Genomic DNA, 24,205 nt, shown 5'->3' on the forward strand with positions numbered 1-24,205 from the left:
CATGAGACGCAGAACGCCGACCACGAGCCTCGCGCTCGCCCTCGTCGCCACCCTGACGACGGCGAGCCTGGCCGGCACCGCCTCCGCCGCGCCCGCCCCGGCCGCCGCCCCCGCCCCGGCCGTCGCCGCACTCGCCGCGCCGGACGTCTCCCTGAGCAACATCCAGGCCCACCTCACCCAGTTCAACTCCATCGCCACCAGCAACGGCGGCAACCGGCGCTCCGGCTCGGCCGGCTACACGGCGTCGGTCAACTACGTCAAGGGCAAGCTCCAGGCCGCCGGCTACACGGTCACCGAGCAGAACTGCTCCACCTGCACCTACCCGGGCAACAACCTGATCGCCGAGTGGCCGCAGGGCCCCTCGGACCAGGTCGTCATGTTCGGCGCCCACCTCGACGGCGTCTCCGCCGGCCCCGGCATCAACGACAACGCCTCCGGCTCGTCGGTGCTGCTGGAGAACGCGCTGGTGCTGGCCGCGCAGAACCCGACCATGACCAAGCGGGTCCGGTTCGCCTGGTGGAACGGCGAGGAGCAGGGCCTGCAGGGCTCCAAGCACTACGTCAACCAGCTCAGCTCCACCCAGCGCGGCTACATCAAGGGCTACTACAACTTCGACATGGTGGGCTCGCCCAACGGCGGCTACTTCATCAACCGGATCACCTCCGCCACCGCCGCGCCGCTGAAGGCGTACTGGGACTCGTTCGGCATCTCGCCGGAGGAGAACACCGAGGGCCAGGGCCGCTCCGACGACTACTCGTTCGCCAACGCCGGCATCCAGACCTCCGGCTACGCGGCGGGCGCCAGCTACACCAAGACCTCGGCGCAGGCCGGCAAGTGGGGCGGCACCGCGGGCGCGGCGTACGACGGGTGCTACCACCGCTCCTGCGACAACACCAGCAACATCAACACGACGATCCTGAACCGGGCCGCGGACGGCGTCGCGTACACGATCTGGCAGCTCGCGGTCGGCGGCGGCACGCCCTCCAACGACTTCTCCGTCTCGGTGAGCCCCACCTCCGGCAGCGTCGCCCGGGGCGGCTCCACCACCGCCACGGTCAGCACCGCCACCACCGCCGGCAGCGCGCAGACCGTGGCGCTGTCCGCCAGCGGCGCCCCGAGCGGCGTCTCGGTGAGCTTCAGCCCGTCCTCGGTCACCTCGGGCGGCTCGGCCACCATGACCGTCACCGCCTCGTCGACGGCCACCACCGGCACGTTCACGCTCACCGTGACCGGCACCGGCTCGGCCACCCGCACCGCGAGCTACACGCTCACCGTGACCGGCGGCAGCGGCGGCTGCACCGGCGGGCAGCTCATCGGCAACAGCAGCTTCGAGTCCGGCACCACGCCGTGGACGGCCAGCTCCGGCGTGATCACCAACAGCTCCAGCCAGGCGGCCCGCACCGGGTCGTACAAGGCGTGGATGAACGGGTACGGCTCCTCGCGGACCGACACGCTGTCCCAGTCGGTCACGCTGCCGTCCGGGTGCAGCAGCTACACGTTCTCGTTCTGGCTGCACATCGACTCGGCCGAGACGACCAGCTCGACCGCGTACGACAAACTCACCGTGCAGGTCGGTTCGACCACGCTGGCCACGTACTCGAACCTGAACAAGGCCACCGGCTACACCCAGCGCACCTTCAACCTGGCCGCGTACGCCGGTCAGACGGTCACGCTGAAGTGGACCGGGGTCGAGGACTCCTCGCTGCAGACCAGCTTCGTCGTGGACGACGTGACGCTGCAGGTCGGCTGAGCGGTACCGGGCGGGGTGGGCGCCGGCCCGCCCCGCCCGGTTCTCAGTTGATCGGCAGCGCCTTGGCGCCCGCGCCCTTGACCGAGCGGGTCAGCGACCGTCCGGAGACCCACAGGAAGCACTGCACGCCCCGGTCGCCGTCGCGCCACTGCTCCTCGTACGGGTGGTAGATGATGGTGCCGGCCCGGTACTGCATGTTGCCGTCGTTGGGCAGCCCGGCGTACTCGGCGATCAGGCCGCGGCAGGCCTTGTGCGCGCGCAGCGGCGTGCGGTCGAACTCCGCGTAGCTGATGTCCGGCGCCTGGTAGACGCCGACGAACTCGGCGTGGTGCTTGCTGGTGCAGGCCACCGGCCGCATCGACTGCACCTCGTCCTTGCTCAGCTTCGGGTTGAAGCAGCCGAGCGCGAGCTTCGAGCCGGGCTTCAACGCCCCCCGCAGGCTGCCGGTGCGCTGGGACACGGCACCCTCGTCCAGGTCGCCGATCTCGGCGACGTCGCAGCGGTACCAGCGCGCCCCGCCGGACCACGCGAGCGCCGACGGGAAGACCACCGCCAGGCGCAGCCGCCCGGAGCGCCAGTCCGCGCCGACGGCACGGGTGACCTCGCGGGCGCACTCGGCGTGCGCGGCACGCATCCCCGCCGATCCGGTACGCGGCGGCGCGGACCGCTCCGCCTCCGCGCCGGTCATCGTGCCCACGTGCAGCGTCTCGGTGCGGTGCGGGGTGGCGCAGTCGACCGGCTGGTAGCCGCTGAGGTAGCCGACGTCGGCGACGGTGGGATGACAGGCGCCGGACTGCGGCACGAACCCGACCGGCGCGGCGAACGCGGGCCAGTCGTCGACCAGGTCCCGGTCCACTCCGGCCGGCGCGGCGCAGCCGCCGAGCGCCAGCGCCAGCGCCGCGCCCACGGTGACCGCCACCCGCCATCGCCGCATCCCGACCGACCTCCCCCGCGCATCCGGCGCCGTCCGGTCACCCGGTACGCCTCGGCGGTGGAGCATACGGCAGCCGATCAGGTGACCGGGAGTCCCTCGGGGCCGGCGCCGCGCACCGATCGGTTCAGCTTGCGGTCGTCACTCCACAGGAAACAGCGCACGCCCCGGTCGCCCTCCTCCCACTCCCGCTGTGACGGCGGGTAGAAGATGGATCCGGCCCGGTACGGCAGTTCGGCGTTGTCCGGCACCTCGGCGAACGCGGCGATGAGCGTCATGCAGCGCCGGTGCGTGGCGGGCGCGCCCTTGGTGAACTCCGCCCAGCTCATGTCGCGTTCCTCGTACACGCCGACGAACTCCGCGCGGTGCGGTTCGGTGCACAGCACCGGGGCCATGTAGTTGAGGTTCTGGCCGATCAGCTTCGGGTCGAAGCACCTGTGCACCAGCGGGTTGTCGCCGACGAGCGCGCCGCGCAGGCTGCCGACCCGGTTGACCGGGCGGGTGTTGTCGATGCTGTCGGTCTCGGCCAGGTCGCAGCGGAACCAGCGGGCGCCGGACGTCCAGGCGGTGACGGTGGGCAGCGCGATGTTCAGCGTCAGCCGGGCGGCCCGCCAGTCCCCGCCGATCATCTCCCGGGCCCGCTGGTCGCACTCGGCGCGCGCGGTCCGCAGCGCCGGTGAGCCCGGTTCCGGGCGTACGCCCTGCGCCGCCGGCCCGCTGAACCGGCCGACGTGCACGGTCTCGGCCAGGTGGCTGCCCGCGCAGTTGACCGTCTCGTAGGTGGCGGCGGCCACCACGGTGCTCAGCCGGGGCAGGCAGGCCTCGGTCGCCGGGACGAACAGCTGCGGCACCGGCAGCGCCGCCCAGTCGTCGATCAGGTCGCCGTCGGCCCGATGCACCTGAGCGCAACCCGCGAGCACCGCAGTCGCGGCGCCAGCCAGCGCGAGCACGTGGAGCCACCGTCGCATCGTCCGCCCCTTCCGGGAGAGATGACAGCCGGTCGTCATAGGCCCGACCGGCGTCCCCCGCGCCCGGGCGTGCAGCATACGTGACCGTCCCTGTAGGAGTTTCGTCATCTTTCAATCGATCGGCCAGTCACCGGCGACTATTCGTGCCGATTTTCTCTCCGGACGGCCGGATGGTGCACCGCGGGTGACGGAAGGATCACCGCTGGTCGCTCCGGGAGCCGTGCCGCTACCTCCGGATCACCGCGTTCGTACACTGGCCCCGTGACCGTACCGCCGCCGATCGTCGCGCCCAGCATCCTGGCCGCCGATTTCGCCCGCCTCGCCGACGAGGTCCGTGCCGTGGAGCCCGCCGCCGACTGGCTGCACGTCGACGTCATGGACAACCACTTCGTACCCAACCTGACCATCGGGCTGCCGGTGGTGCAGAGCCTGCGCGCCGTCACCGGGATCCCGTTCGACGTGCACCTGATGATCGAGGATCCGCGGCGCTGGGCGCCCGGGTACGCCGACGCCGGGGCGTACAACGTCACGTTCCACGCCGAGGCGTGCGACGACCCGGTGGCGCTGGCGAAGGACCTGCGCTCGGCCGGGGCGAAGGCCGGGCTGGCGATCGACCGGGACACCCCGATCGAGCCGTACCTGGAGCTGCTGCCGAGCTTCGACACGCTCCTGATCATGACGATCAAGGCCGGCTTCGGCGGCCAGCGTTTCCTGCCGCACCTGCTGGACAAGGTGCGCGCGGCCCGGCGGCACGTCGACAGCGGGCACCTGGAGCTGCGCATCGAGGTCGACGGCGGCATCGCCGCGGACACCATCGAGCAGGCCGCCGCGGCCGGTGCCGACGCGTTCGTCGCGGGCACCGCCGTCTACGGCGCCGACGATCCCGCGGAGGCGGTACGCCGCCTGCGGGGCCTGGCGGAACGTGCGATGACCGGGGCCTGAGATGGACCCGGCCGGCGAGCGACCCGACGTGATCCTCGTCGTCGACGACGACGAGGACATCGCCCGCTTCGTCGAGTTCAACCTGCGCCTGCACGGCTTCGAGGTGCTGCACGCCGCCGACGGCCAGGAGGCGTTGGAGGTCATCGAGCGGCAGCGGCCCGACCTGGCAGTGGTCGACCTGATGATGCCGCGCATCGACGGGCTGGAACTGACCCGGCGGCTGCGCGCCGACCCGATGACGTCGGCCCTCCCGGTGATCATGCTGACCGCCAAGGGGATGACCCAGGACAAGGTCAACGGGCTCAGCGTCGGCGCGGACGACTACCTGGTCAAGCCGTTCGACACGCTGGAACTGGTGGCCCGGGTCAACTCCACGCTGCGGCGCAACAAGGAGTTCCGGGAGGTCTCGCCGCTGACCGGGCTGCCCGGCAACAGCCGGATCCGGCGGGAGATCAGCGACCGGGTCCGCAACGGCGTCGACTACGCCGTCGGCTACATCGACATCGACCGGTTCAAGAGCGTCAACGACCGGTACGGCTTCGTGCGCGGCGACGAGTTCATCTCGGCCCTGGCCCGCAGCCTGCACCGGGCGGTGGTGTCGATCGGGATGCCGCCGGCGTTCCTCGGCCACGTCGGCGGCGACGACTTCGTCATCGTCTGCGCCCCCAGCCAGGTCCGGCCGCTGACCAGCCGGGCCGTGGTCGACTTCGAGAAGGCCGCCGACGCGCTCTACGACGCCACCGACCGGGAACGCGGCTTCGTCGAGCTGAAGGACCGGCGCGGCAACATCCGCCGCGCCGCGCTGGTGACGCTCTCCATCGGCGTGTCGCTGTCCGATTCCGGCAAGCGGTTCACCGACCCGCTGGAGGCGATCGCGGTGGCCTCGGAGATGAAGACGGTGGCCAAGAGCCAGCCCGGCTCGTACGTGGCGGTGGACCGTCGGCGCGGCGTCACCTGAGGCGGTCCTGTGAGGTAGCTCGCCTCTGTGGCGCGCGCCCGGGCGGAACGTGTAAGACTTCCCGTATACCCACCACGCGCTGGCGGGGCTCGGTGAAATTCCGAACCGGCGGTGATCCACGGTCCGACCGTGGTAAGCCCGCGACCCGGACGGCTTCGGCCGGACGGTGGACCTGGTGAGAATCCGGGGCCGACGGTTGGGGTGCGGCTCGTCCGCCCCCAGAAAGTCCGGATGGGAGACAGCGCGCGGAACGGGGGAGGCCCCTGCCGGCCGCTGAGCACCCTCAGCCGCCGCGTGGGCTCCCCGGGGTCGGCGTCGCCGTCCCCGGGTTCCCGCCGCCGCGTGTCCGCGGCTTTCCCTGCCGCTGCTCCCGAACCGCCCGCGCGCGACCGGCGAGCGGGAGGACAGGCGGCCATGGCGAGCGTCTCCGTCGACGAGGCGATGCGTCGTGCCATCGAACTGGCCGCGCGCGGCCTCGGCACCACGAGCCCCAACCCGGTGGTCGGCTGCGTGCTGCTCGACACCGAGGGTGAGGTCGTCGGCGAGGGCTTCCACGCGTACGCCGGCGGCCCGCACGCGGAGATCGTCGCGCTGGCCCAGGCCGGCACGCGCGCCCGCGGCGGCACCGCGGTGGTCACCCTGGAGCCCTGCGACCACACCGGCCGCACCGGCCCCTGCAGCCACGCGCTGATCGCCGCCGGGGTGTCCCGCGTGGTGATCGCCGTGCCCGACCCCAACCCGGTCGCCTCCGGCGGCGCCGCCACGCTGCGGGCCGCCGGGGTCCAGGTCGCTCTCGGGGTACGCGCGCAGGAGGCCGAGGCCGGCAACGTCGCCTGGCTCACCTCGATGCGCCGCGGCTGGCCGTACGTGATCTGGAAGTACGCGGCCACGCTCGACGGGCGGTCCGCCGCCGCCGACGGCACCAGCATGTGGATCACCTCCGAGGCGGCCCGGATCGACGTGCACGCGCTGCGCGGCACCGTCGACGCGGTGCTCGCCGGGGTGGGCACCGTGCTCACCGACGACCCCCGCCTGACCGCCCGCAACCTGCGCGACGGCACCCTCGCCATCCGGCAGCCGCTGCGGGTGGTGGTGGACAGCTCGGCGCGTACCCCGGCCGACGCCCGGGTCCGCGACGGCGCCGCCCGCACCTGGGTGGCGACCGCCGCGGAGGTCGGCGCCGGCCCGGACGGCCGGGTCGACCTGGCGGCGCTGCTGGCGGAGCTGCACCACCGCGGCGTGCGGGCCGCGCTGCTGGAGGGCGGGCCGACGCTGGCCGGCGCGTTCCTCGCCGCCGGCCTGATCGACAAGATCGTCGGGTACGTCGCGCCGAAGCTGCTCGGCGCCGGCCCGACCGCGCTGCTCGACGCCGGCGTGAGCACCATCGCCGACGCCATCGATCTGGAGATCACCGACGTTACGCGGGTCGGTCCCGACCTGCGGATCACCGCGCTGCCCCGGAAGAGGGAGGGCTGACATGTTCACCGGCATCGTCGAGGAACTGGGCGAGATCGTCCGGAGCACCGAGACCGGCGACGACTCCGCGCTGGTCGCCATCCGCGGCCCGCTCGTCACCTCGGACGCCCGGCACGGCGACTCCATCGCCGTCAACGGCGTCTGCCTCACCGTGGTCGACGTCGACGGCGGCGTGTTCACCGCCGACGTGATGGGCGAGACGCTGCGCCGTACCGCGCTCGGCGTGCTGCGCCCCGGCGACCCGGTCAACCTGGAACGGGCCGCCGCGCTGAACAGCCGCCTCGGCGGCCACCTGGTGCAGGGCCACGTCGACGGCGTCGGCGAGATCGTCGCCCGCGAGCCGGCCGCGCAGTGGGAGACGGTCCGGTTCCGGCTGCCCGCCGGGCTGGCCCGGTACGTGGTGGAGAAGGGCTCGATCACCGTCGACGGCGTGTCCCTGACCGTCGCCGAGGCGGGCGACGACTGGTTCTCGGTCGGCCTGATCCCCACCACGCTGAAACTCACCGTGCTCGGCACGAAACGGATCGGCGACCCGGTCAACCTGGAGGTCGACGTGCTGGCCAAGTACGTCGAGCGGCTGCTCGGCGACCGCGGCGCGGGGGGTGCCCGGTGATGGGCCCGCTCGGCTGGCTGCTCGACGCCCAGGTGCACGTGGCCGGCTCGCCGGTCCTGGTCCGGGAGATCGTCGGCAACGTCTTCGGGCTCGGCTCGGCGCTGCTCGGGCTGCGCCGCGTGGTCTGGGCCTGGCCGGTCGGCATGATCGGCAACGCGCTGCTGCTCACCGTGTTCCTCGGCGGCGTCTTCGTCACCCCGCAGGCACACGACCTCTACGGCCAGGCCGGCCGGCAGGTCTTCTTCTTCGCCGTCAGCGTGTACGGCTGGTGGCGCTGGTCGCGCAACCGGCGCGCCGGTGGCGGGGACGAGCCGGCCGTGGTGCCGCGCTGGGCCACCTGGCCGGAGCGGCTCGGCCTGCTCGTCGCAGCCGTCCTCGGCACCGCCGCCGCCTACCCGGTGCTCGCCGCGCTCGGCTCGTGGGGGCCGCTGCCTGATGCCTGGATCCTGGTCGGCAGCCTGCTCGCCACGTACGGCATGGCCCGCGGCTGGGTCGAGTTCTGGCTGATCTGGATCGCCGTCGACGCGGTCGGCGTACCGCTGCTGCTGCGCGGCGGCTTCTACCCGTCGGCCGCCATGTACCTGGTCTACGGCGCGTTCTGCGCCGCCGGCCTGTACAGCTGGTGGCGCACCTCCCGGGCCGTCGCGACCGCGCCCGCCCCGATCCCGGCGACGTACTCGGAGGCCGTGGCATGAGCACGTTCGGTTCGATCGAGCAGGCGGTGGCGGACATCGCCGCCGGGCGTCCGGTGGTCGTGGTCGACGACGAGGACCGCGAGAACGAGGGCGACCTGATCTTCGCGGCCGAGCTGGCCACCCCGGAGCTGGTCGCGTTCATGGTCCGCTACACCTCCGGCTACATCTGCGTGCCGCTGACCGAGGACGAGTGCGACCGGCTGGACCTGCCGCCGATGCACCACACCAACCAGGACCGGCGCGGCACCGCGTACACGGTGACTGTGGACGCCCGGGAGGGCGTCAGCACCGGCATCTCGGCCGCCGACCGGTCGCACACCATCCGGCTGCTCGCCGACGCCGCCACCGGCCCGACCGACCTGGCCCGGCCCGGCCACGTGGTGCCGCTGCGCGCCCGCGCCGGCGGGGTACTGCGCCGCCCCGGGCACACCGAGGCGGCGGTGGACCTGACCCGGATGGCCGGGCTGCGCCCGGCCGGGGTGCTCTGCGAGCTGGTGAACGACGACGGCACCATGATGCGCCTGCCGGACCTGGAGAAGTTCTGCGCCGAGCATGGGCTGACGCTCGTCACCATCGCGGACCTGATCGCACACCGGCGGCGTACCGAGAAGCAGGTCGAGCTGGCCGCCGAGGCCCGGATGCCCACCCCGTACGGCGTGTTCAAGGCGCTCGGCTACCGCGCCGAGCACGACCCGGCCGAGCACGTCGCGCTGGTCATGGGCGACCTCGGCGACGGGCGGGACGTGCTGGTGCGGGTGCACTCCGAGTGCCTCACCGGTGACGTGTTCGGCTCGCTGCGCTGCGACTGCGGGCCGCAGCTGCAGGCCGCGCTGGCCCGGGTCGCCCAGGAGGGCCGCGGCGTGGTCCTCTACGTGCGCGGGCATGAGGGCCGGGGCATCGGCCTGCTGCACAAGCTCCAGGCGTACCAGCTCCAGGACCAGGGCCGCGACACCGTGGACGCGAACCTCGACCTGGGCCTGCCGGCCGACGCCCGCGACTACGGCACCGGCGCGCAGATCCTCTACGACCTGGGCGTCCGGTCGATGCGGCTGCTGACGAACAACCCGGCCAAGCGGGCCGGGCTGGAGGGGTACGGCCTCACCGTGACCGGCCGGGAGGGGCTGCCCGTGCGGTCCAACCCGGAGAACGTGCGCTACCTGCGCACCAAGCGGGACCGGATGGGTCACCTGCTGGACGGACTGGACGAGGTGACCGAGGCGCCGATGGGCCGCCCGGTCGCCGGTGACGAGATCGGAGCGTAGGGCGATGGCGGGTTTCGGTGAGCCGGGCGTGACCGCGGTGGACGCCGCCGGGATGACCGTCGGCGTGGTGGCCGCCCGGTGGCACGGCGACCTGACCGACCACATGACCGAGCGGGCGGTGGCCGCCGCCCAGGCGTGCGGGGCGCGGGCCGTGGTGGCCCGGGTGGCCGGTTCGGTGGAGCTGCCGGTGGTGGCCCAGGCGATGGCCCGCCGCTTCGACGTGGTGGTCGCGCTCGGCGTGGTGGTACGCGGCGCGACGGCGCACTTCGACTACGTCTGCCAGTCGGTCACCGAGGGGCTGACCCGGGTGGCGCTGGACGAGGGCAAGCCGGTGGCGCACGGCGTGCTCACGGTGGACACGATCGAGCAGGCCCGGGACCGGGCCGGGCTGCCCGGCTCGGCCGAGGACAAGGGCTGGTCGGCGACCGTCGCGGCGCTGGACGCCGCGCTGGCCGTCCGCGCCCTCGACGCCCAGTCCGCCCACCGGGTCGGCTTCGCCTGACCCACCGGGCCCGTCACCAGGAGCGGCTGGAAGAATCGCCTTCCGTGAAGACGTTCGAGGAGTTGTTCGCCGAGCTGCAGGCCAAGGCCGCCGCCGGCACCCCGGGCTCGGGCACCGTCGAGGCGCTCGCCAAGGGCGTGCACTTCATCGGCAAGAAGGTCGTCGAGGAGGCGGCCGAGTCGTGGATGGCCGCCGAGCACGAGGGCCCGGAGCGGGCCGCCGAGGAGATCTCCCAGCTGCTCTACCAGGCGCAGGTGCTGATGCTCGCCACCGGCCTGGACCTGAAGGACGTCTACCGACATCTCTGAGTGCCCGTCCGCTGATCATCCGATCGAACGAAGGAGCACTCCCATGCTGCGTGTCGCAGTACCCAACAAGGGCGCCCTGGCCGAGTCGGCCGCCGGGATGCTGCGCGAGGCGGGCTACCGCCAGCGCACCGACCCGAAGGACCTGGTCTGCCGGGACGAGGCCAACGACATCGAGTTCTTCTACCTGCGTCCCAAGGACATCGCCACCTACGTCGGCTCCGGTGACCTGGACGTCGGCATCACCGGCCGCGACCTGCTGATCGACTCCGGCGCGCCGGCCGAGGAGATCCTCGACCTCGACTTCGGGCGGGCCACCTTCCGGTTCGCCGCCCGGCCCGACGACGTCGCGTCCGTCCAGCAGCTCGGCGGGCACCGCATCGCCACCGCGTACCCCGGTCTGGTCGAGCGGCACCTGGCCGAGCTGGACGTCAAGGCCGACGTGATCCGCCTGGACGGCGCGGTGGAGAACGCCATCCGCCTCGGCGTGGCCGACGTGGTCGCCGACGTGGTGGAGACCGGCGCGACGCTGCGCCAGGCCGGCCTGGTGGTGTTCGGCGAGCCGCTGCTGCGCTCCTCGGCGGTGCTGGTCCGTCGCGCGGGCGCGCCCGGCGGCCCCCAGCAGGAGCAGTTGCAGCGCCGGCTGCACGGCGTTCTGGTCGCCCGCCGGTACGTGATGCTCGCCTACGACGTGCCGGCCGGCCTGCTCGACCGGGCCAGCTCACTGACCCCCGGCATCGAGTCGCCGACGGTCTCGCCGCTGCACCGGGAGGGCTGGGTCGCGGTGCAGGCGATGGTGCTCCGCGACGACGTGCACCGGATCATGGACGAGCTGTACGAGCTGGGCGCCCGCGCGATCCTCGTCACCAACATCCACGCCTGCCGGCTGTGAGGCCGCTGCCGCTCCCGGCCGCGCTCGCGGTGGTCGTGGCCGGCGGCGTGGCCTCGGCCGCCCAGGGCGCGGTGAACGCCGAGATGGGGGAGCGGACCGGCGCCCCGGTCCTCGGCGCCGTGGTCAACAACCTCGGCGGCTGCCTGCTGGTGCTGGCCGGGATCGTGGCGCTGCCGTCGATGCGCGCCGGGCTGGCCGGGCTGCGCCGCTCCGGGCTGCCGTGGTGGGCGTACCTCGGCGGGGTGGGCGGCGCGGTGATCGTGCTGGTCGCGCCGGTGGTGGTGCCGGTGCTCGGGGTGGCGGTGTTCACGATCGCCCAGGTGGCCGGCGGCAGCCTCGGCGGCCTGGCGGTGGACCGGGCCGGGCTGGCCGCGACCGGGCGGATGCCGCTCACTCTGCCCCGGGTCGGCGGGGCGGTGCTCGGCGTCGGCGCTGTCGCGCTCGCGCAGCTCGGCCGCCCGGTCGGTGACCTGGCGGTCGGGCTGGTGCTGCTCTGCGTCCTGGGCGGGCTGGCGGTGGCCGGGCAGTCCGCGCTCAACGGCCGGGTCGCCGCGTCGGTCGGCCCGGCCGCCGGGCTCGCCGTCAACTTCGCGGTCAGCACCGTGGTGATCGGCGCGGTCGCGGCGCTGACCGGCGCGCTTGCGAGCCAGCCCCGCTGGCCTGCCCAGTGGTGGCTCTACCTCGGCGGCGTGCTCGGCGTCGGCATCGTGCTCGCGCTGCTGGTCGGGGTACGCGCCGCCGGGGTGCTGCGGACCGGCCTGGCGCTGGTGGCCGGGCAGCTCGGCGGCGCGCTGCTGCTGGACCTGGTCCTGCCCGGCGGCCCCGGTGTCCGGCTGCCGGTACTGGCCGGCGCCCTGCTCACGCTGCTCGCCGTGGTGGTCACCAGCCTGCGCCGGCGCGGCCCGGACCGTGTGGCGGCCGAAGGCGCGCGTGAACCGGATGGCAGACTGGTCGGGTGAGCGATTCCGTGGTGACCGTGCGACCCCGCCGCGTCCGGGTCGTCTGCTGGGTGTCGGCCGTCACGCTGTTCGTCGTGTTCAGCCTCGTCGCGACGTCGCTGACCGGCGCCACCGGCAACGGCTACGGCACGTTCCAGCGCGGCGACCAGTTCGCCATGATCGGCCTGGGTTTCTTCGGCGCGCTCGGCTTCCTGCTGTTCACCCGCCCCCGGGTGATCGCCGACGCCAAGGGCGTCCGGGTGCGCAACGTGTTCAGCTCGTACGAGCTGCCGTGGGAGGTCGTCCGCGGTGTCCGGTTCGACAGGGGCGCACCGTGGGCCAGCCTGGAGCTGCACGACGACGACCTGCTGCCGATGGTCGCGTTGCAGGCCGCCGACAAGGAGAGCGCGGTCGAGGCGGTCCGCGCGCTGCGCCGCCTGCACCAGGCGCACCTGGCGGCGCTGTCCGCCGGTCAGTCGGCACCCCGCTGACCAGCGAGCCCGGTTTGGGCGGGCCTGGGCCGAGGGTGTAGTGTTGCGGAGTCGACCAGACTGCCCCCGTCCCTGACGCGCGGGCGGTCGAGAAGCGGAGCGCCCGCTCCCACCCGAGTCGCCGCCACGGTGGCCGGGTCCGGTCCCCGGTTTCGGGCACGTCCCGACGCCGGATGCGCGATCCTGTGATCGTGCCGACCGGTCGAGTGGGCCCTGGCATACGCCGGGGCCTTCTGCTTTCCGGGTCGGCTCCCACCCGGGAGCCCACGGAGTCGGCACCGTAGGAGACTCGACTCGAGGAGGCCCCATCAGCGTCGAACCACGCGTGAACGAGCAGATCCGGGCACGTGAGGTCCGACTGGTCGGCCCTGAGGGTGAGCAGGTGGGCATCGTCCCGCTGGAGCGCGCCCTGCAGCTGGCCGCGGACGTCGACCTGGACCTGGTCGAGGTTGCGCCGATGGCGCGCCCGCCGGTGTGCAAGCTCATGGACTTCGGCAAGTTCAAGTACGAGAGCGCACTCAAGGCGCGCGAAGCGCGGCGTAACCAGCAGCAGACCGTCATCAAGGAGATGAAGCTCCGGCCGAAGATCGACCCGCACGACTACGAGACCAAGAAGGGTCACGTGGTGCGGTTCCTCAAGGCCGGCGACAAGGTCAAGGTGACGATCATGTTCCGCGGTCGCGAGCAGAGCCGCCCGGAGCTGGGTTACCGGCTCCTGCGCCGGCTCGAGTCCGAGATCACGGACCTGGGATACGTCGAGGCCGCGCCGAAGCAGGACGGCCGAAACATGATCATGGTTCTCGCTCCGCACCGGGCCGTCAAGGCCTCCGCGGTCGCCGCCACGGCGTCCCGCGGTGGACCGCGCGACCGGGCGGCGGAGGAACCGGCCGCTCCGGCCGGCGAGACCCCGGCGGCCGGCGACACCGCAGCAGCCGGCGAGACCGGCACGACCGCTGAGACCAGCGGCCAGTAACAGGGGAGAAGACGTTCCAATGCCGAAGATGAAGAGCCACACGGGTATGGGCAAGCGGGTCAAGGTGACCGGCAAGGGCAAGATCGTTGCCCAGCAGGCCGGCCTTCGCCACAACCTGGAGAAGAAGCCCAGCACCCAGACCCGTCGGCTGACCGGCACCGTCGAGCTGGCCAAGGCCGACACCAAGCGCATCAAGAAGCTGCTCGGCCGCTGACGCGAGCCACCTGAACCGAAGAAGGAGTTGAGATGGCACGCGTCAAGCGGGCTGTGAACGCCCAGAAGAAGCGTCGTACCCTGCTGGAGACCGCGAGCGGCTACCGCGGTCAGCGCTCCCGGCTGTACCGCAAGGCCAAGGAGCAGGTGCTGCACTCGATGCAGTACTCCTACCGGGACCGTCGCGACCGCAAGGGCGACTTCCGGCAGCTCTGGATCCAGCGGATCAACGCCGGCGCCCGGGCCAACGGCCTGACCTACAACCGGCTGATCCAGGGCCTGCGCCTGGCCGGCATCGAGGTCGACCGGAAGATCCTGGCCGACATGGCCGTCAACGACGCCGCCTCGTTCGCGGCGATCGTCGAGCTGGCCCGCGCCGCCGTGGCGGCCGAGGGCACCGGTGGCGCCGCGGCTCAGGCCGCCTGACCCACCCCGTACGGCAGATCGAGGCGTCTCCCATGCAGTCACGTTCGCAGGGGAGGCGCCTTGACGCCGTTCCCGGACCGTTCACCCCGCGTACCCCCAGGGTCGTGGCCGCCCGGCGGCTGCAGCGCCGGCGCGACCGCGACCAGGCCGGCCGGTTCCTGGCCGAGGGACCGCAGGCGGTCCGGGAGGCGCTCGCCCGCACCGGCACCGTGGTCGAGCTGTTCGGCACCCCGGCGGCACTCGACAGGTACGCCGACCTCGCCGCCGCGGCCGCCCGGGCCGACGTGCCCGTCTCCGAGGTGACGGACGACGCCCTGGCCGCGCTGGCCGAGACCGTCGCGCCGCAGGGTCTGGTGGCGGTGTGCCGGCATCTCGACGTACCCCTGGAACAGGCGGTGGCGCGCGGGCCGCGACTGGTAGCGGTGCTCGCCGGGATCCGCGACCCGGGCAACGCCGGCACCGTGCTGCGCACCGCCGACGCGGCGGGCGCGGGCGCGGTGGTCTTCGCGGGCGAGGCGGTCGACCCCTACAACGGCAAGTGCGTGCGGGCCTCCGCCGGCAGCCTCTTCCACGTCGACGTGGTGCGCGCCGCCGACCCGCTCGCCGCCGTCGAGGCGCTGCGCGCCGCCGGCCTCACGATCCTGGCCACCACCGGGTACGGCGACAGCGACCTCGAAGACCTCGCCGACGCCGGACGGCTGGCCGCCCCCACCGCGTGGCTGTTCGGCTCGGAGGCGCACGGCCTGCCCGAGGAGCTGACCGGCGCCGCCGACGCCCGGGTCCGGGTGCCGCTGCACGGGCGCGCGGAGAGCCTGAACCTGGCTGCGGCCGCGGCCGTCTGCCTGTATTCTTCCGCCAGAGCACTGCGTGTCCCAGGGGGCACGCGAGAGACAGCAGGGGAGTCCGCCTCGTCATGAACGCGCCACGGCGTTCGTTTAGCCAGCCCGCCGGTGTCGGCGGGCGGCGGGCCTGACCCTTCCCCCTGCACGACTCCCCACCGGCGGGCTGCGGCGAAGCCGCGCGTCCGTAGACTCGCCTAGCCACCCCGCGAGGGTCGGCGCCGCCGTGAGGGAGTGCCCGTTCACCATGAGCTACCGCAACGATCCGTACGACCCGAAGCAGGTCGCCCTGCTCGACCCGGACGCCCTGGCCGGGGCCGTGGCCGACGCCGAGAAGGCGTTCGCCGGGGCCGCCGACCCGGACGCGCTCACCGCGCTGCGCCCCGCGCACCTCGGTGACCGGTCCCCGGTGTCGCTGGCGCGCCGGGAGATCGGCGCGCTGCCGCCGGCCGCGAAGGCCGACGCCGGCAAGCGGGTCAACGAGGCCCGCCGGGCCATCGAGTCCGCGTACACCGCCCGGCAGGAGATCCTGGACCGGGAACGGGCCGCGCGGGTGCTGGTCGAGGAGCGGGTCGACGTGACCCTGCCGTACGACCGCCGGCCGCGCGGTGCCCGCCACCCGCTGAGCGTGCTGATGGAGCAGATCAGCGACCTGTTCATCGGCATGGGCTACGAGGTGGCCGAGGGCCCCGAGGTCGAGCTGGAGTGGACCAACTTCGACGCGCTGAACATTCCGGCCGACCACCCGGCACGCGGCCTGATGGACACGTTCCACATCGCACCCGAGGGCTCGGGCCTTGTTCTGCGCACCCACACGTCACCGGTGCAGGCGCGCACCATGCTCACCCGCAAGCCGCCGATCTACGTGGTGGTGCCCGGCCGGGTCTACCGCACCGACGAGCTGGACGCCACCCACGCGCCGGTGTTCCACCAGGTCGAGGGCCTGGTGGTGGACAAGGGCATCACCATGGCGCACCTGCGCGGCACACTCGACCACTTCGCCCGGGCGATGTTCGGCGAGGGTGCGAAGACGCGCTGGCGGCCGCACTACTTCCCGTTCACCGAGCCGTCGGCCGAGTTCGACGTGTGGTTCCCGGAGCACCGGGACGGTCCGCAGTGGGTCGAGTGGGGCGGCTGCGGCATGGTCAACCCGCGGGTGCTGCGCGCCTGCGGCATCGACCCGGAGGTCTACTCCGGATTCGCGTTCGGCATGGGCATCGACCGGACCGTGATGGTCCGGCACGGCGTCAGTGACATGCGGGACATGGCCGAGGGCGACGTGCGGTTTACCCGCGCGTTCGGCGCCTGAGCTACGGGAACGGTGGTTTAACAGTCATGCGAGTCTCTGTCAGTTGGCTGCGGGAGTACGTGGACCTGCCGGCCGACCTGCCCACCGGCGACCTGGAGCAGGCGCTGGTCGACCTCGGCATCGAGGTCGAGTCCGTGGTGGACCTGCGCGAGTCGGTCACCGGCCCGCTGGTCGTCGGCGAGGTCCTGGAGATCGAGGAGCTGACCGGCTTCAAGAAGCCGATCCGCTTCTGCCGGGTCGACGTCGGCGCCGCGAACGGCACCGGTGAGCCGCAGGAGATCGTCTGCGGGGCGCGGAACTTCGCCGTGGGCGACAAGGTCGTGGTGATCCTCCCCGGCGGCGTGCTGCCCGGCGGGTTCGCGATCGGCGCGCGCAAGACGTACGGGCGCAACTCCCACGGCATGATCTGCTCGGCGCAGGAGCTGGGCCTCGGCGACGACCACTCGGGCATCGTCGTGCTGCCCGAGGACGTCAAGGCCCAGCCCGGCGACGACGCCCGGCCCGTCGTCGGCCTGGACGACGTCGTGGTCGAGTTGGAGATCACCCCGGACCGCGGGTACGCGCTGAGCGTGCGCGGCATCGCCCGCGAGCTGTCGCACGCGCTCGGCGTGCCGTTCCGCGACCCGGCCGACGCGCCCGCGCCCGGTGCCACCGCCGAGCCGGCGTACCCGGTGGAGGTCCGCGACACGGTCGGCTGCGACCGGTTCGCGGCGCGGATGGTGCGCGGCGTCGACCCGACGGTGGAGACGCCCGGCTGGATGCGGCAGCGGCTCACGGTGGCCGGGGTGCGCAGCATCTCGCTCGCCGTCGACATCACCAACTACCTGATGCTCGAACTCGGCCAGCCGATGCACGCCTTCGACGCGGACCGGATCGCCGGGACGCTCGTGGTGCGCCGTGCCGAGGCGGGGGAGAAGCTGACCACCCTGGACGGGGTCAGCCGCACGCTGTCCGCGGAGGACCTGGTGATCTGCGACGCCGGGCTGCCCAACGCCCTCGCAGGCGAGGACGCCGGCGTCCCGATCTCGCTCGCCGCGGTGATGGGCGGCGAGACCAGCGAGGTGCTCGCCTCCACCACGAACGTGCTGTTCGAGGCGGCGCACTGGGATCCGGCCACCGTCGGCCGTACCGCGCGGCGGCACAAGCTGTTCAGCGAGGCGGCGAAGCGGTGGGAGCGGGGCGTCGACCCGGCGCTGCCGCTGGTCGCGCTGGAGAAGGCGGTCCGGCTGCTCACCGACCTCGCCGGCGGCACAGCGGGCGAAGAGGTGCTCGACATCGACCACGTCGCGCCGCGTACGCCCGTGACGCTGCCGGTGGACCTGCCGTCGCGGCGCGTCGGCGTGACGTACTCGCCGGACCGGGTGGTGGAGCTGCTGGAGCAGGTCGGTTGCACCGTCACCCGCGGCACCGACCGGCTCGCCGAGGACCCGGGCACGGTGGGCACGGCCGCCGGCTCGGGTGCCGGTGAGGTGCTGACCGTGACGCCGCCGAGCTGGCGTCCCGACCTGACCGACCCGGCCGACCTGGTGGAGGAGGTGGTACGCCTCGACGGCTACGACCGGGTGCCGTCGGTGCTGCCCACCGCGCCGCCCGGCCGGGGCCTGACCTGGCAGCAGCAGCGCCGCCGGGCCGTCGCCCGCTCGCTCGCCGAGCGCGGCTACGTCGAGGTGCTGGCGCAGCCGTTCGTCGCGCCGGAACTGGTCGACCAGCTCGGCCTGCCCGCCGACGACCCGCGCCGCCCCGCGGTACGGCTGGCGAACCCGTTGTCGGAGGAGGAGCCGCTGCTGCGCACCACGCTGCTCGGCCCGCTGCTCGGCATCGTCAAGCGCAACGTCGGCCGGGGCCAGCGGGACGTGGCGATCTACGAGATCGGCACCGTCTTCCACCCACGCCCCGGTGCCGGCGCCCCGCCCGCGATGGGCGTGGACCGGCGGCCCACCGACGAGGAGTTCGCCGCCGCCGACGCGGTGGTGCCCGCCCAGCCCCGGCACGTCGCGGTGGCGCTCACCGGCGAGATCGAACCGGCCGGCTGGTGGGGCGCGGGCCGCACGGCCGGCTGGGCGGACGCCGTCGAGGCGGGCCGGGCGGTGCTCGACGCCGCCGGGATCCCCGCCGACCGGGTGACGGTACGGGCCGGCGAGCGGGCACCCTGGCACCCGGGCCGCTGCGCCGAACTGGTGGTGGACGGCGTGGTCGTCGGCCACGCCGGTGAGCTGCACCCGGCCGTGCTGGCCGCGCTGGAGCTGCCCCGGCGTACCAGCGCCATGGAGCTGGACCTGGACGCGCTGCCCGCCGCCCCCCTGGTCGCCGGGCCGACCATCTCCACGTTCCCGCCGGCCCTGATCGACGTGGCGCTGGTGGTGGACGACACGGTGCCGGCCGCCGAGGTAAGGGCCGCGCTGATCGAGGGCGCGGGCGCGCTGCTGGAGGACGTCCGGCTGTTCGACGTCTACACGTCCGAGCAGCTCGGCGAGGGACGCAAGTCGCTGGCGTACAAGCTGACGTTCCGCGCCCCGGACCGGACCCTCGCGGGCGAGGAGGCGGTGGCGGCGCGCGACGCGGCGGTGGCGGTCGCCGCCGAGCGCTTCGGCGCCACCCTGCGCGGCGCATGAAAGGAGGGGCCCCCTCTTAACGCCTCCGGTAGAGGAGGGGGCCCCTTTTAACAGCCGTCGACCGTACGGCTTACTCGTCGTCGGAAGGCAACTCGCCGAGACCTCGCAGGCCTGGCAGATCCCGGACCGTTATCCGCCGATAGTCCGTGTCCACGAGCCGCTCAGCGCGGAGCTCGCGCAGGGCCTTCTGAATCGATGTCTCCGCCGCACCGCAGATCGTCGCGAGCTCCGGCTGGGTCAGGCGGACGTCGATGACCACGCCTTCCGGACTCCGCCGACCGTGCGTCCGGCACAGCTCCGCGATCACCCGGGCCACGCGGATCTTCACGTGGTACGAGGTGAAGTCGATGCGGCGCCGGTTGGACCAGCGCAGCCGATCCGCCACCATCGCCGCGAGTTCGAGCGCGGATTCGGGGTGCTCCTTGAGGAATCGGGTGAACCGGTCTCTGGGAATGACGCTGTACCGCGTGGGGCCGCAGGTGGTGATCGTGGCCGAGCGGGGTTGATCGTTCAGGGCGGACATCTCACCGACCAGGTCACCACCGACGCGCAGTGAGAGCAGCGCCGACCGACCGTCGGGGAGGCTCGCCGTCACCTTGGTCAACCCCTCCTCCAAGAGCACCAGGTGCGATTCCCGGATGCCCTCGTGGATCAGGATCTGACCGGCGGGTACCTGGCGTCGGACACCGAGACCCAGGACGATCTCCCGATCTGCGGGGCGCAGCCGCCGGAGGAAGGTCCCGTACGGCCACTCGGCCTGGGGCGGTGCCCCTCGACGCATCGACAACCCCATTCTCGCCAGCCAGCGAAGACCGTCGAAGCGTAGCCGAAGCTGAGCGGAGCGCGACACGCGGCGCAACAGTGCGGCGGCCCCGACGTAGATCGCCACCACGGACAGCACTGCCGCCGGGTGCCAGCCCGCGTCGAGAAGCAACTCGCTGAGGACGTCGATCATGCGTCCAGTCCATCGCGGCTCCTCCTGCCGAATCCCGGACGAAGGCGGGAAGACCGGTTCCGGACAGGCACGGCGGATGCCGTACTTCTACGGGGTGCGGCTCGGGCGACCCGGATTCGATGTCCCTTGTGGTCCCGCCGTTCCGGCGGGTGAGTGACGAAGGGGCGACACCGGATGCACCATCCCGAGCGACGAATGTTGATCAGCGTGGACATGGAGCGGTACAGCCGCCGCAGCAACGTCCAGCAGTACGAGGCGCAGCAGGAGTTCCGGCGCCTCCTGCATGAGGCCGCCGCGCTGGTCGGACTGGACCGGACGCAGTGGCATACCCAGCAGGCCGGTGACGGGGAATTGGCGATTCTCCCGCGAGACGCCCACGAGGCGCTCATCATCGGCCGATTCGTCCCGGAGCTCAACCGACGGCTGCGTGCGTACAACGTCAGCCGGGTGCCGGCGGCGCGGATCCGGCTGCGGGTGGCCGTCCATCAGGGCCTCGTACACCTGGACGGCGCGAACGGCTTCCCGGGTTCGGCAGTCGTCCTCGTCTGCCGGCTCTGCGACTCCGCTCCGCTGAAGCGCGCTCTTGCCGCCTTCCCGGACGCTGGAGTCGCGCTCGTCGTCTCCGACGACATCTACCGGAACGTCGTCCAGGAGTACCCCGAGGAGATGCGGCCCGAGCGGTTTCGCAAGGTTCGGGTGAGCCACCCGGACAAGGGCTTCGAGGAGATCGCCTGGCTCTACGTGGTCGACGAGGACATGTCGTCGTTGCCGGTCGGTGAACCGCGAACGGTAGACCCGGCAGGCGACGTCGAGTCCGCCTCCATCGGCCGTTCGGTCGAACCGCCGCATTCCGGCGACGCCGGCATCCGGATCGGCAGCCTCCAGGTCCGCGGGCAGAGCGCTGTCGGCCCGAACGCGACGGCGATCGGATCGGTCGGCCGCGACGCGATCATCGATCGGGACGGGACCGAACGATGATCGCCCCCGCGCCCCCGCCGGAGACCGACGGTGCCCCGGTGCCGGTCCCGCCGGTCCACCCGGATGACGGCGGAGAGGCTGTACGCGCCACGATCGACGGGGTCGGCCCCGGCGCCGATCCGTCGGCTGCGGATGAGCAAGGCCTCGCGGAGGAGACGGAGGAGACGGAGGAGACGGAGGACGATCCGTCACTCGACCCGCGCGAGATCATCGGCCGGCTCTCCGCGCTGCTCGGCGCACCGGCGGGGATCGAGGTCGGGGATGTACACGTTCAGGGCCAGAACGCGACCGGGACCGGAGCCACCGCCATCGGCGCGATGCACGTCACCATGGCCGGCGTCGGGGACGGCCGGAGCTGGTCGGAGACGTTGAGTGGAGCCACAGTCCGACAGTCCGCGGACGGGTACGCGCCGGCGTCGAGCGATCAGTACCTCGACCGGCGGCTCAAGCGCCGAGGGCTGCTGTGTCTCTCCGGACCGGAAGGTACGGGCCGCTACACGGCCGCATGTCTGGCCTCCGCCAGACGGCACGGCTACGACCGGGTGGGCCTGATCCACGTGGAGAGCCTCGGAGATCTGATCCGGACCGCCGGCATCCTCCGAGCCGGGCACGGTTACGTCCTGCCCTTGGGCGACGCGGCGATCCGGGACCTGGACGGTATGACCCTGGTCGGCGCGGCAGCTCGGGCCGAGGCGGTGGGCTGCACGGTGGTGCTCGTCGGTGATTTCCAGTCGCGGGGCCGGGAGTTCACCGACCAGATCGTCGAGCATCGGCCTCCCGGCGCTGCGGATGTCTTCCGGGCCCAACTACGGCGGCATCTGCGCGGCCGGTGCGTCGGGCGATGTGGCAACGAGTGCGTCGGAGCGTGCGTCGATCGCTATGTCGAGGACGAAGCCGTCGGGCACCCGCTGATGATCGCCTACCTGCGCGGCGATCCGCGCCCGGGCGAGGTGGTCCGCTTGGTGGAGTCCATCGCCCGCAACCCCGTGAACGGCGTGGATCTGACGCAGCGGTTGGAGCGCCTGCTGCCGGGGCAGGTGCGGGAGCGGGCGGCTCGCATTCTCGACTGCTCCGACGGGCAGCATCCGTCGGAGTTCTGGGCTGCCGGCGATCGTCGTGCGTTCCGCCTGTCCTGCGCGGTACTCGCCGGCCAGCCGGTGTCGGAGGTCCACCACGCCGCACGATTGTTGACCGGGCTTGCGGCGGACGACCTGCCGCAGGCGGTCATGCCTGGCCGCGGGTCCGCGCATGACGAGTTGATGGGGCCCGAACTTCGTCAGGCGGTGCGGGTGGTCGACGACGATCGAGTGCCGGGCGGGCGACGAGTGGAGTTCATCCCGGCCAACGACGCACTTCGCTCCAGCCTCCTGGAGGTCGCCTGGCAGGACTGGTGGCACCCGGAGCGGCTTCTGCGGTGGTGGGTTGATCTCGCCCGCAGCGACGTGCCCGGCGTCCGGCAGGCCGCAGCGGGCGCCATCGGCTGGTCGGCAAGTCTCGCGGTGCGCTCCGCGTTGCTAGCCGTGGACGAGTTGGCACGGGAACGACGCGCCGGTGTGCGTCAGACGGCGGCTATCGCTCTGGTCGCGATGGCCATGCAGCCCTCGCTGCGTCATCGGCTTCGCGCCGAGTTGGACCGCTGGGCCGACAGTGGCACGGCGCACCGCCGGGACACCGTGGCTCGGGCCTACGCTCTCGGCCTCGCTCGTCTCTGGCCCGAGAGCGCGCTGCTCCACCTGCGTCAGGTGGCGGAGGCGCGGATGCAGCGCTGGCACAACTCCGTGGTCCGGGGCCTCGTGGAGGTGTACGACGCAGGGCACGCCGCGGAGGTGACGGCCACGCTGGCGGAGTGGGCCGTCTCGACCCACCCGGAGGTGCGCCTGCACGCCGGCCGGGCGCTGCGGATCCTGGCCGACCGGTGGTCACCCGTGCCGCGGGAACACTGGCCCGAACTGCTCGACCTGACACGGCGCGGCACCGTCCAACTACAGGATCTGGCCACCTGCTGGGCCGCCGCGCTCGCCATCCCGGGAACCGCGTTTCGCGCCTGGCGAACGCTCGGTTTCTGGCTCAGCCGCGCGGACGGACAGCCTGAGGTGGCGATGTACTGCGGACAGCTGCTCACGGCCGTGGTGGCCGGCCGAGAGCCCCTCCGGCGCCGCTTGGACCACCAGATTCAGCACGTCTGGCAGCCCCTGATGCCCGGCAACTCCCTACTCGACGACGTACGACGACTCACGAACGAGGAACAGAAATGACCACCCCTCCCGCAGCGCCTTCGAGCACCCCCTCCTCCGCTCCGGACCAGCCGGCACGCCGCTGGTGGCACACCGTCTTCCCGCCCGCCCCGTCGACCGTCGCTTCCCCGGTCCCGCCTGCTCCCGTCGCCGTGTCGTTTCGCCAGGAGGTTCCGCAGCCCCTCCTGGTGCCGGCGAAAGGTGACGCCTTCGACTTCCGCCTGTACGCCGTCTACGTCTGGACGGCGCACCGGATGACGTTCGAGGACCTGCGGTTCCGGGCCGAGGGCTACCTGACGTGGGCGTGCGGCATCCTCCGGGAACAAGCGGTCGATCTGGCCCGGCGGCATGAGCCGCACCGCTCCCACGAGCTGGAGCAGGCCCTGAACGCGCATCTGTCCGGCCAGCGCTGGCCCCGGCAGGGGACAGCCCCCTCCTTCACCGCCCAGGTCCGTGTCAGCCCCGACGAGCGGGTCCGCGAGCGGCTGCGGCCGTACTGGGAGGACCGGATCAAGTTGGAGTGCGACCACGAGCTGCAGAAGGTCAGGGCCCGTCAAGCCGATGACCTGACCCGACGGTGGTGCGCGGTGCTCCAGAATCTCGACGGTGACCCGGTGACGATGCATGCCGCCCGGCTGACCGGGGAGCAGTTCGCCGAGGTGTTCCGTCGGTACGTGGCAGAGCGCCGGGAGACCGTGCCGGAGTTGGTGGAACTGCTCCGGGAGGCGGTCCGGGGTCACAACGACCTGAACATGGGCCCATCGGAGTACACCCAGGCCTGGGATGCGGCACTCCGCACCTATGAGCGTCAGCACGGGCTCGTCGAACGAGGTTGATCTGGCTGGGCCGGACCTTCCTGGGCGGGATCGGAAGGGCCGGCCCAGCCGCAGCTTCATGCAGTATGCTGCATGAACTTGCACTGCTCGCCTTGCCGCTGGTAACC

The 24,205-nt window shown here is 72.8% G+C and carries 23 protein-coding genes, 1 pseudogene and 1 riboswitch; of the genes and pseudogenes, 21 read left to right on the forward strand and 3 right to left on the reverse strand.

Annotation, left to right across the window (positions count from 1 at the left end; translation table 11 throughout):
* The first annotated feature begins 1 nt into the window (after position 1).
* Positions 2–1,750 (forward strand): M28 family peptidase, encoded by a 1,749-nt coding sequence (locus NMK34_RS12360; RefSeq protein ID WP_318333493.1) that lies wholly within the window; start codon positions 2–4, stop codon positions 1,748–1,750.
* 43 nt (positions 1,751–1,793) lie between these two features.
* Here NMK34_RS12360 and NMK34_RS12365 read toward each other — a convergent pair whose 3' ends face one another.
* The gene (locus NMK34_RS12365; protein ID WP_318333494.1) at positions 1,794–2,684 is read right to left on the reverse strand and encodes a septum formation family protein; all 891 of its coding nucleotides are present in this window, start codon (positions 2,682–2,684) and stop codon (positions 1,794–1,796) included.
* Between the two features lie 77 nt (positions 2,685–2,761).
* The gene (locus NMK34_RS12370) at positions 2,762–3,649 is read right to left on the reverse strand and encodes a septum formation family protein (protein WP_194802856.1); all 888 of its coding nucleotides are present in this window, start codon (positions 3,647–3,649) and stop codon (positions 2,762–2,764) included.
* A gap of 261 nt (positions 3,650–3,910) precedes the next feature.
* Between NMK34_RS12370 and rpe the strand changes: the two genes are divergently transcribed.
* The 17 genes and pseudogenes from rpe to pheT all read left to right on the forward strand — a co-directional run bounded on the left by rpe (position 3,911) and on the right by pheT (position 19,095).
* Positions 3,911–4,591, forward strand: a complete 681-nt coding sequence (gene rpe, locus NMK34_RS12375) for a ribulose-phosphate 3-epimerase (protein ID WP_318333495.1) — start codon at positions 3,911–3,913, stop codon at positions 4,589–4,591.
* Position 4,592: 1 nt separating this feature from the next.
* Entirely contained in the window at positions 4,593–5,549 is a 957-nt protein-coding gene (locus NMK34_RS12380) for a response regulator (protein ID WP_194802855.1), read from the forward strand.
* Positions 5,550–5,623: 74 nt separating this feature from the next.
* A riboswitch (FMN riboswitch) is annotated at positions 5,624–5,796 on the forward strand.
* A gap of 167 nt (positions 5,797–5,963) precedes the next feature.
* Positions 5,964–7,025, forward strand: coding sequence for a bifunctional diaminohydroxyphosphoribosylaminopyrimidine deaminase/5-amino-6-(5-phosphoribosylamino)uracil reductase RibD (gene ribD, locus NMK34_RS12385; protein WP_318333496.1), 1,062 nt, complete (start codon positions 5,964–5,966; stop codon positions 7,023–7,025).
* A 1-nt stretch (position 7,026) separates the two neighbouring features.
* Positions 7,027–7,648: pseudogene (locus NMK34_RS12390) on the forward strand (riboflavin synthase); the annotation flags it as partial.
* Complete coding sequence (gene pnuC / locus NMK34_RS12395) at positions 7,638–8,333, forward strand: nicotinamide riboside transporter PnuC (protein ID WP_318336332.1); 696 nt, start codon at positions 7,638–7,640, stop codon at positions 8,331–8,333. The pseudogene NMK34_RS12390 and the gene pnuC, both read left to right, overlap by 11 nt.
* The gene (locus NMK34_RS12400) at positions 8,330–9,595 is read left to right on the forward strand and encodes a bifunctional 3,4-dihydroxy-2-butanone-4-phosphate synthase/GTP cyclohydrolase II (protein ID WP_318333498.1); all 1,266 of its coding nucleotides are present in this window, start codon (positions 8,330–8,332) and stop codon (positions 9,593–9,595) included. Before pnuC ends, NMK34_RS12400 begins: the two co-directional genes overlap by 4 nt.
* A gap of 4 nt (positions 9,596–9,599) precedes the next feature.
* Positions 9,600–10,097 (forward strand): 6,7-dimethyl-8-ribityllumazine synthase, encoded by a 498-nt coding sequence (gene ribH, locus NMK34_RS12405; protein WP_091424378.1) that lies wholly within the window; start codon positions 9,600–9,602, stop codon positions 10,095–10,097.
* Positions 10,098–10,123: 26 nt separating this feature from the next.
* Positions 10,124–10,405: a phosphoribosyl-ATP diphosphatase gene (locus NMK34_RS12410; RefSeq protein ID WP_318336333.1), complete on the forward strand. Its 282-nt coding sequence runs from the start codon at positions 10,124–10,126 to the stop codon at positions 10,403–10,405.
* A gap of 43 nt (positions 10,406–10,448) precedes the next feature.
* A complete protein-coding gene (gene hisG / locus NMK34_RS12415) occupies positions 10,449–11,294 on the forward strand; it encodes an ATP phosphoribosyltransferase (RefSeq protein ID WP_318333499.1) in 846 nt (281 codons plus the stop codon).
* Positions 11,291–12,253: a DMT family transporter gene (locus NMK34_RS12420; protein WP_318333500.1), complete on the forward strand. Its 963-nt coding sequence runs from the start codon at positions 11,291–11,293 to the stop codon at positions 12,251–12,253. Before hisG ends, NMK34_RS12420 begins: the two co-directional genes overlap by 4 nt.
* Complete coding sequence (locus NMK34_RS12425; RefSeq protein WP_318333501.1) at positions 12,250–12,723, forward strand: PH domain-containing protein; 474 nt, start codon at positions 12,250–12,252, stop codon at positions 12,721–12,723. The genes NMK34_RS12420 and NMK34_RS12425 overlap by 4 nt, the downstream gene beginning before the upstream one ends.
* Before the next feature lie 325 nt (positions 12,724–13,048).
* Complete coding sequence (gene infC, locus NMK34_RS12430) at positions 13,049–13,696, forward strand: translation initiation factor IF-3 (protein ID WP_043324929.1); 648 nt, start codon at positions 13,049–13,051, stop codon at positions 13,694–13,696.
* Positions 13,697–13,715: 19 nt separating this feature from the next.
* Positions 13,716–13,910: a 50S ribosomal protein L35 gene (rpmI, locus tag NMK34_RS12435; RefSeq protein ID WP_007075851.1), complete on the forward strand. Its 195-nt coding sequence runs from the start codon at positions 13,716–13,718 to the stop codon at positions 13,908–13,910.
* Positions 13,911–13,942: 32 nt separating this feature from the next.
* Positions 13,943–14,335 (forward strand): 50S ribosomal protein L20, encoded by a 393-nt coding sequence (gene rplT / locus NMK34_RS12440; RefSeq protein WP_043324928.1) that lies wholly within the window; start codon positions 13,943–13,945, stop codon positions 14,333–14,335.
* Positions 14,336–14,367: 32 nt separating this feature from the next.
* Positions 14,368–15,252, forward strand: a complete 885-nt coding sequence (locus tag NMK34_RS12445) for an RNA methyltransferase (protein WP_318333502.1) — start codon at positions 14,368–14,370, stop codon at positions 15,250–15,252.
* 169 nt (positions 15,253–15,421) lie between these two features.
* Positions 15,422–16,483: a phenylalanine--tRNA ligase subunit alpha gene (pheS, locus tag NMK34_RS12450; protein ID WP_318333503.1), complete on the forward strand. Its 1,062-nt coding sequence runs from the start codon at positions 15,422–15,424 to the stop codon at positions 16,481–16,483.
* A 26-nt stretch (positions 16,484–16,509) separates the two neighbouring features.
* On the forward strand, positions 16,510–19,095 hold the full coding sequence (pheT, locus tag NMK34_RS12455) for a phenylalanine--tRNA ligase subunit beta (RefSeq protein WP_318333504.1): 2,586 nt from the start codon (positions 16,510–16,512) through the stop codon (positions 19,093–19,095).
* Positions 19,096–19,165: 70 nt separating this feature from the next.
* Here the strand turns inward: pheT and NMK34_RS12460 are convergent, their stop codons facing one another.
* The gene (locus NMK34_RS12460; protein WP_318333505.1) at positions 19,166–20,050 is read right to left on the reverse strand and encodes a Crp/Fnr family transcriptional regulator; all 885 of its coding nucleotides are present in this window, start codon (positions 20,048–20,050) and stop codon (positions 19,166–19,168) included.
* 174 nt (positions 20,051–20,224) lie between these two features.
* Here NMK34_RS12460 and NMK34_RS12465 point away from each other — a divergent pair, with 174 nt between their 5' ends.
* The 3 genes from NMK34_RS12465 (at position 20,225) to NMK34_RS12475 (ending at position 24,098) form a co-directional block, all read left to right on the forward strand.
* A complete protein-coding gene (locus NMK34_RS12465; protein WP_318333506.1) occupies positions 20,225–21,028 on the forward strand; it encodes a hypothetical protein in 804 nt (267 codons plus the stop codon).
* Positions 21,025–23,283 carry a hypothetical protein gene (locus NMK34_RS12470; protein WP_318333507.1) on the forward strand — a complete coding sequence of 753 codons (2,259 nt, stop codon included), beginning with the start codon at positions 21,025–21,027 and terminating at the stop codon, positions 23,281–23,283. Before NMK34_RS12465 ends, NMK34_RS12470 begins: the two co-directional genes overlap by 4 nt.
* A 167-nt stretch (positions 23,284–23,450) precedes the next feature.
* A complete protein-coding gene (locus tag NMK34_RS12475; protein WP_318333508.1) occupies positions 23,451–24,098 on the forward strand; it encodes a hypothetical protein in 648 nt (215 codons plus the stop codon).
* The last annotated feature ends 107 nt before the right edge of the window (positions 24,099–24,205 follow it).

It is taken from the genome of Micromonospora sp. BRA006-A (genome assembly GCF_033433935.1).
GTDB lineage: Bacteria > Actinomycetota > Actinomycetes > Mycobacteriales > Micromonosporaceae > Micromonospora > Micromonospora aurantiaca.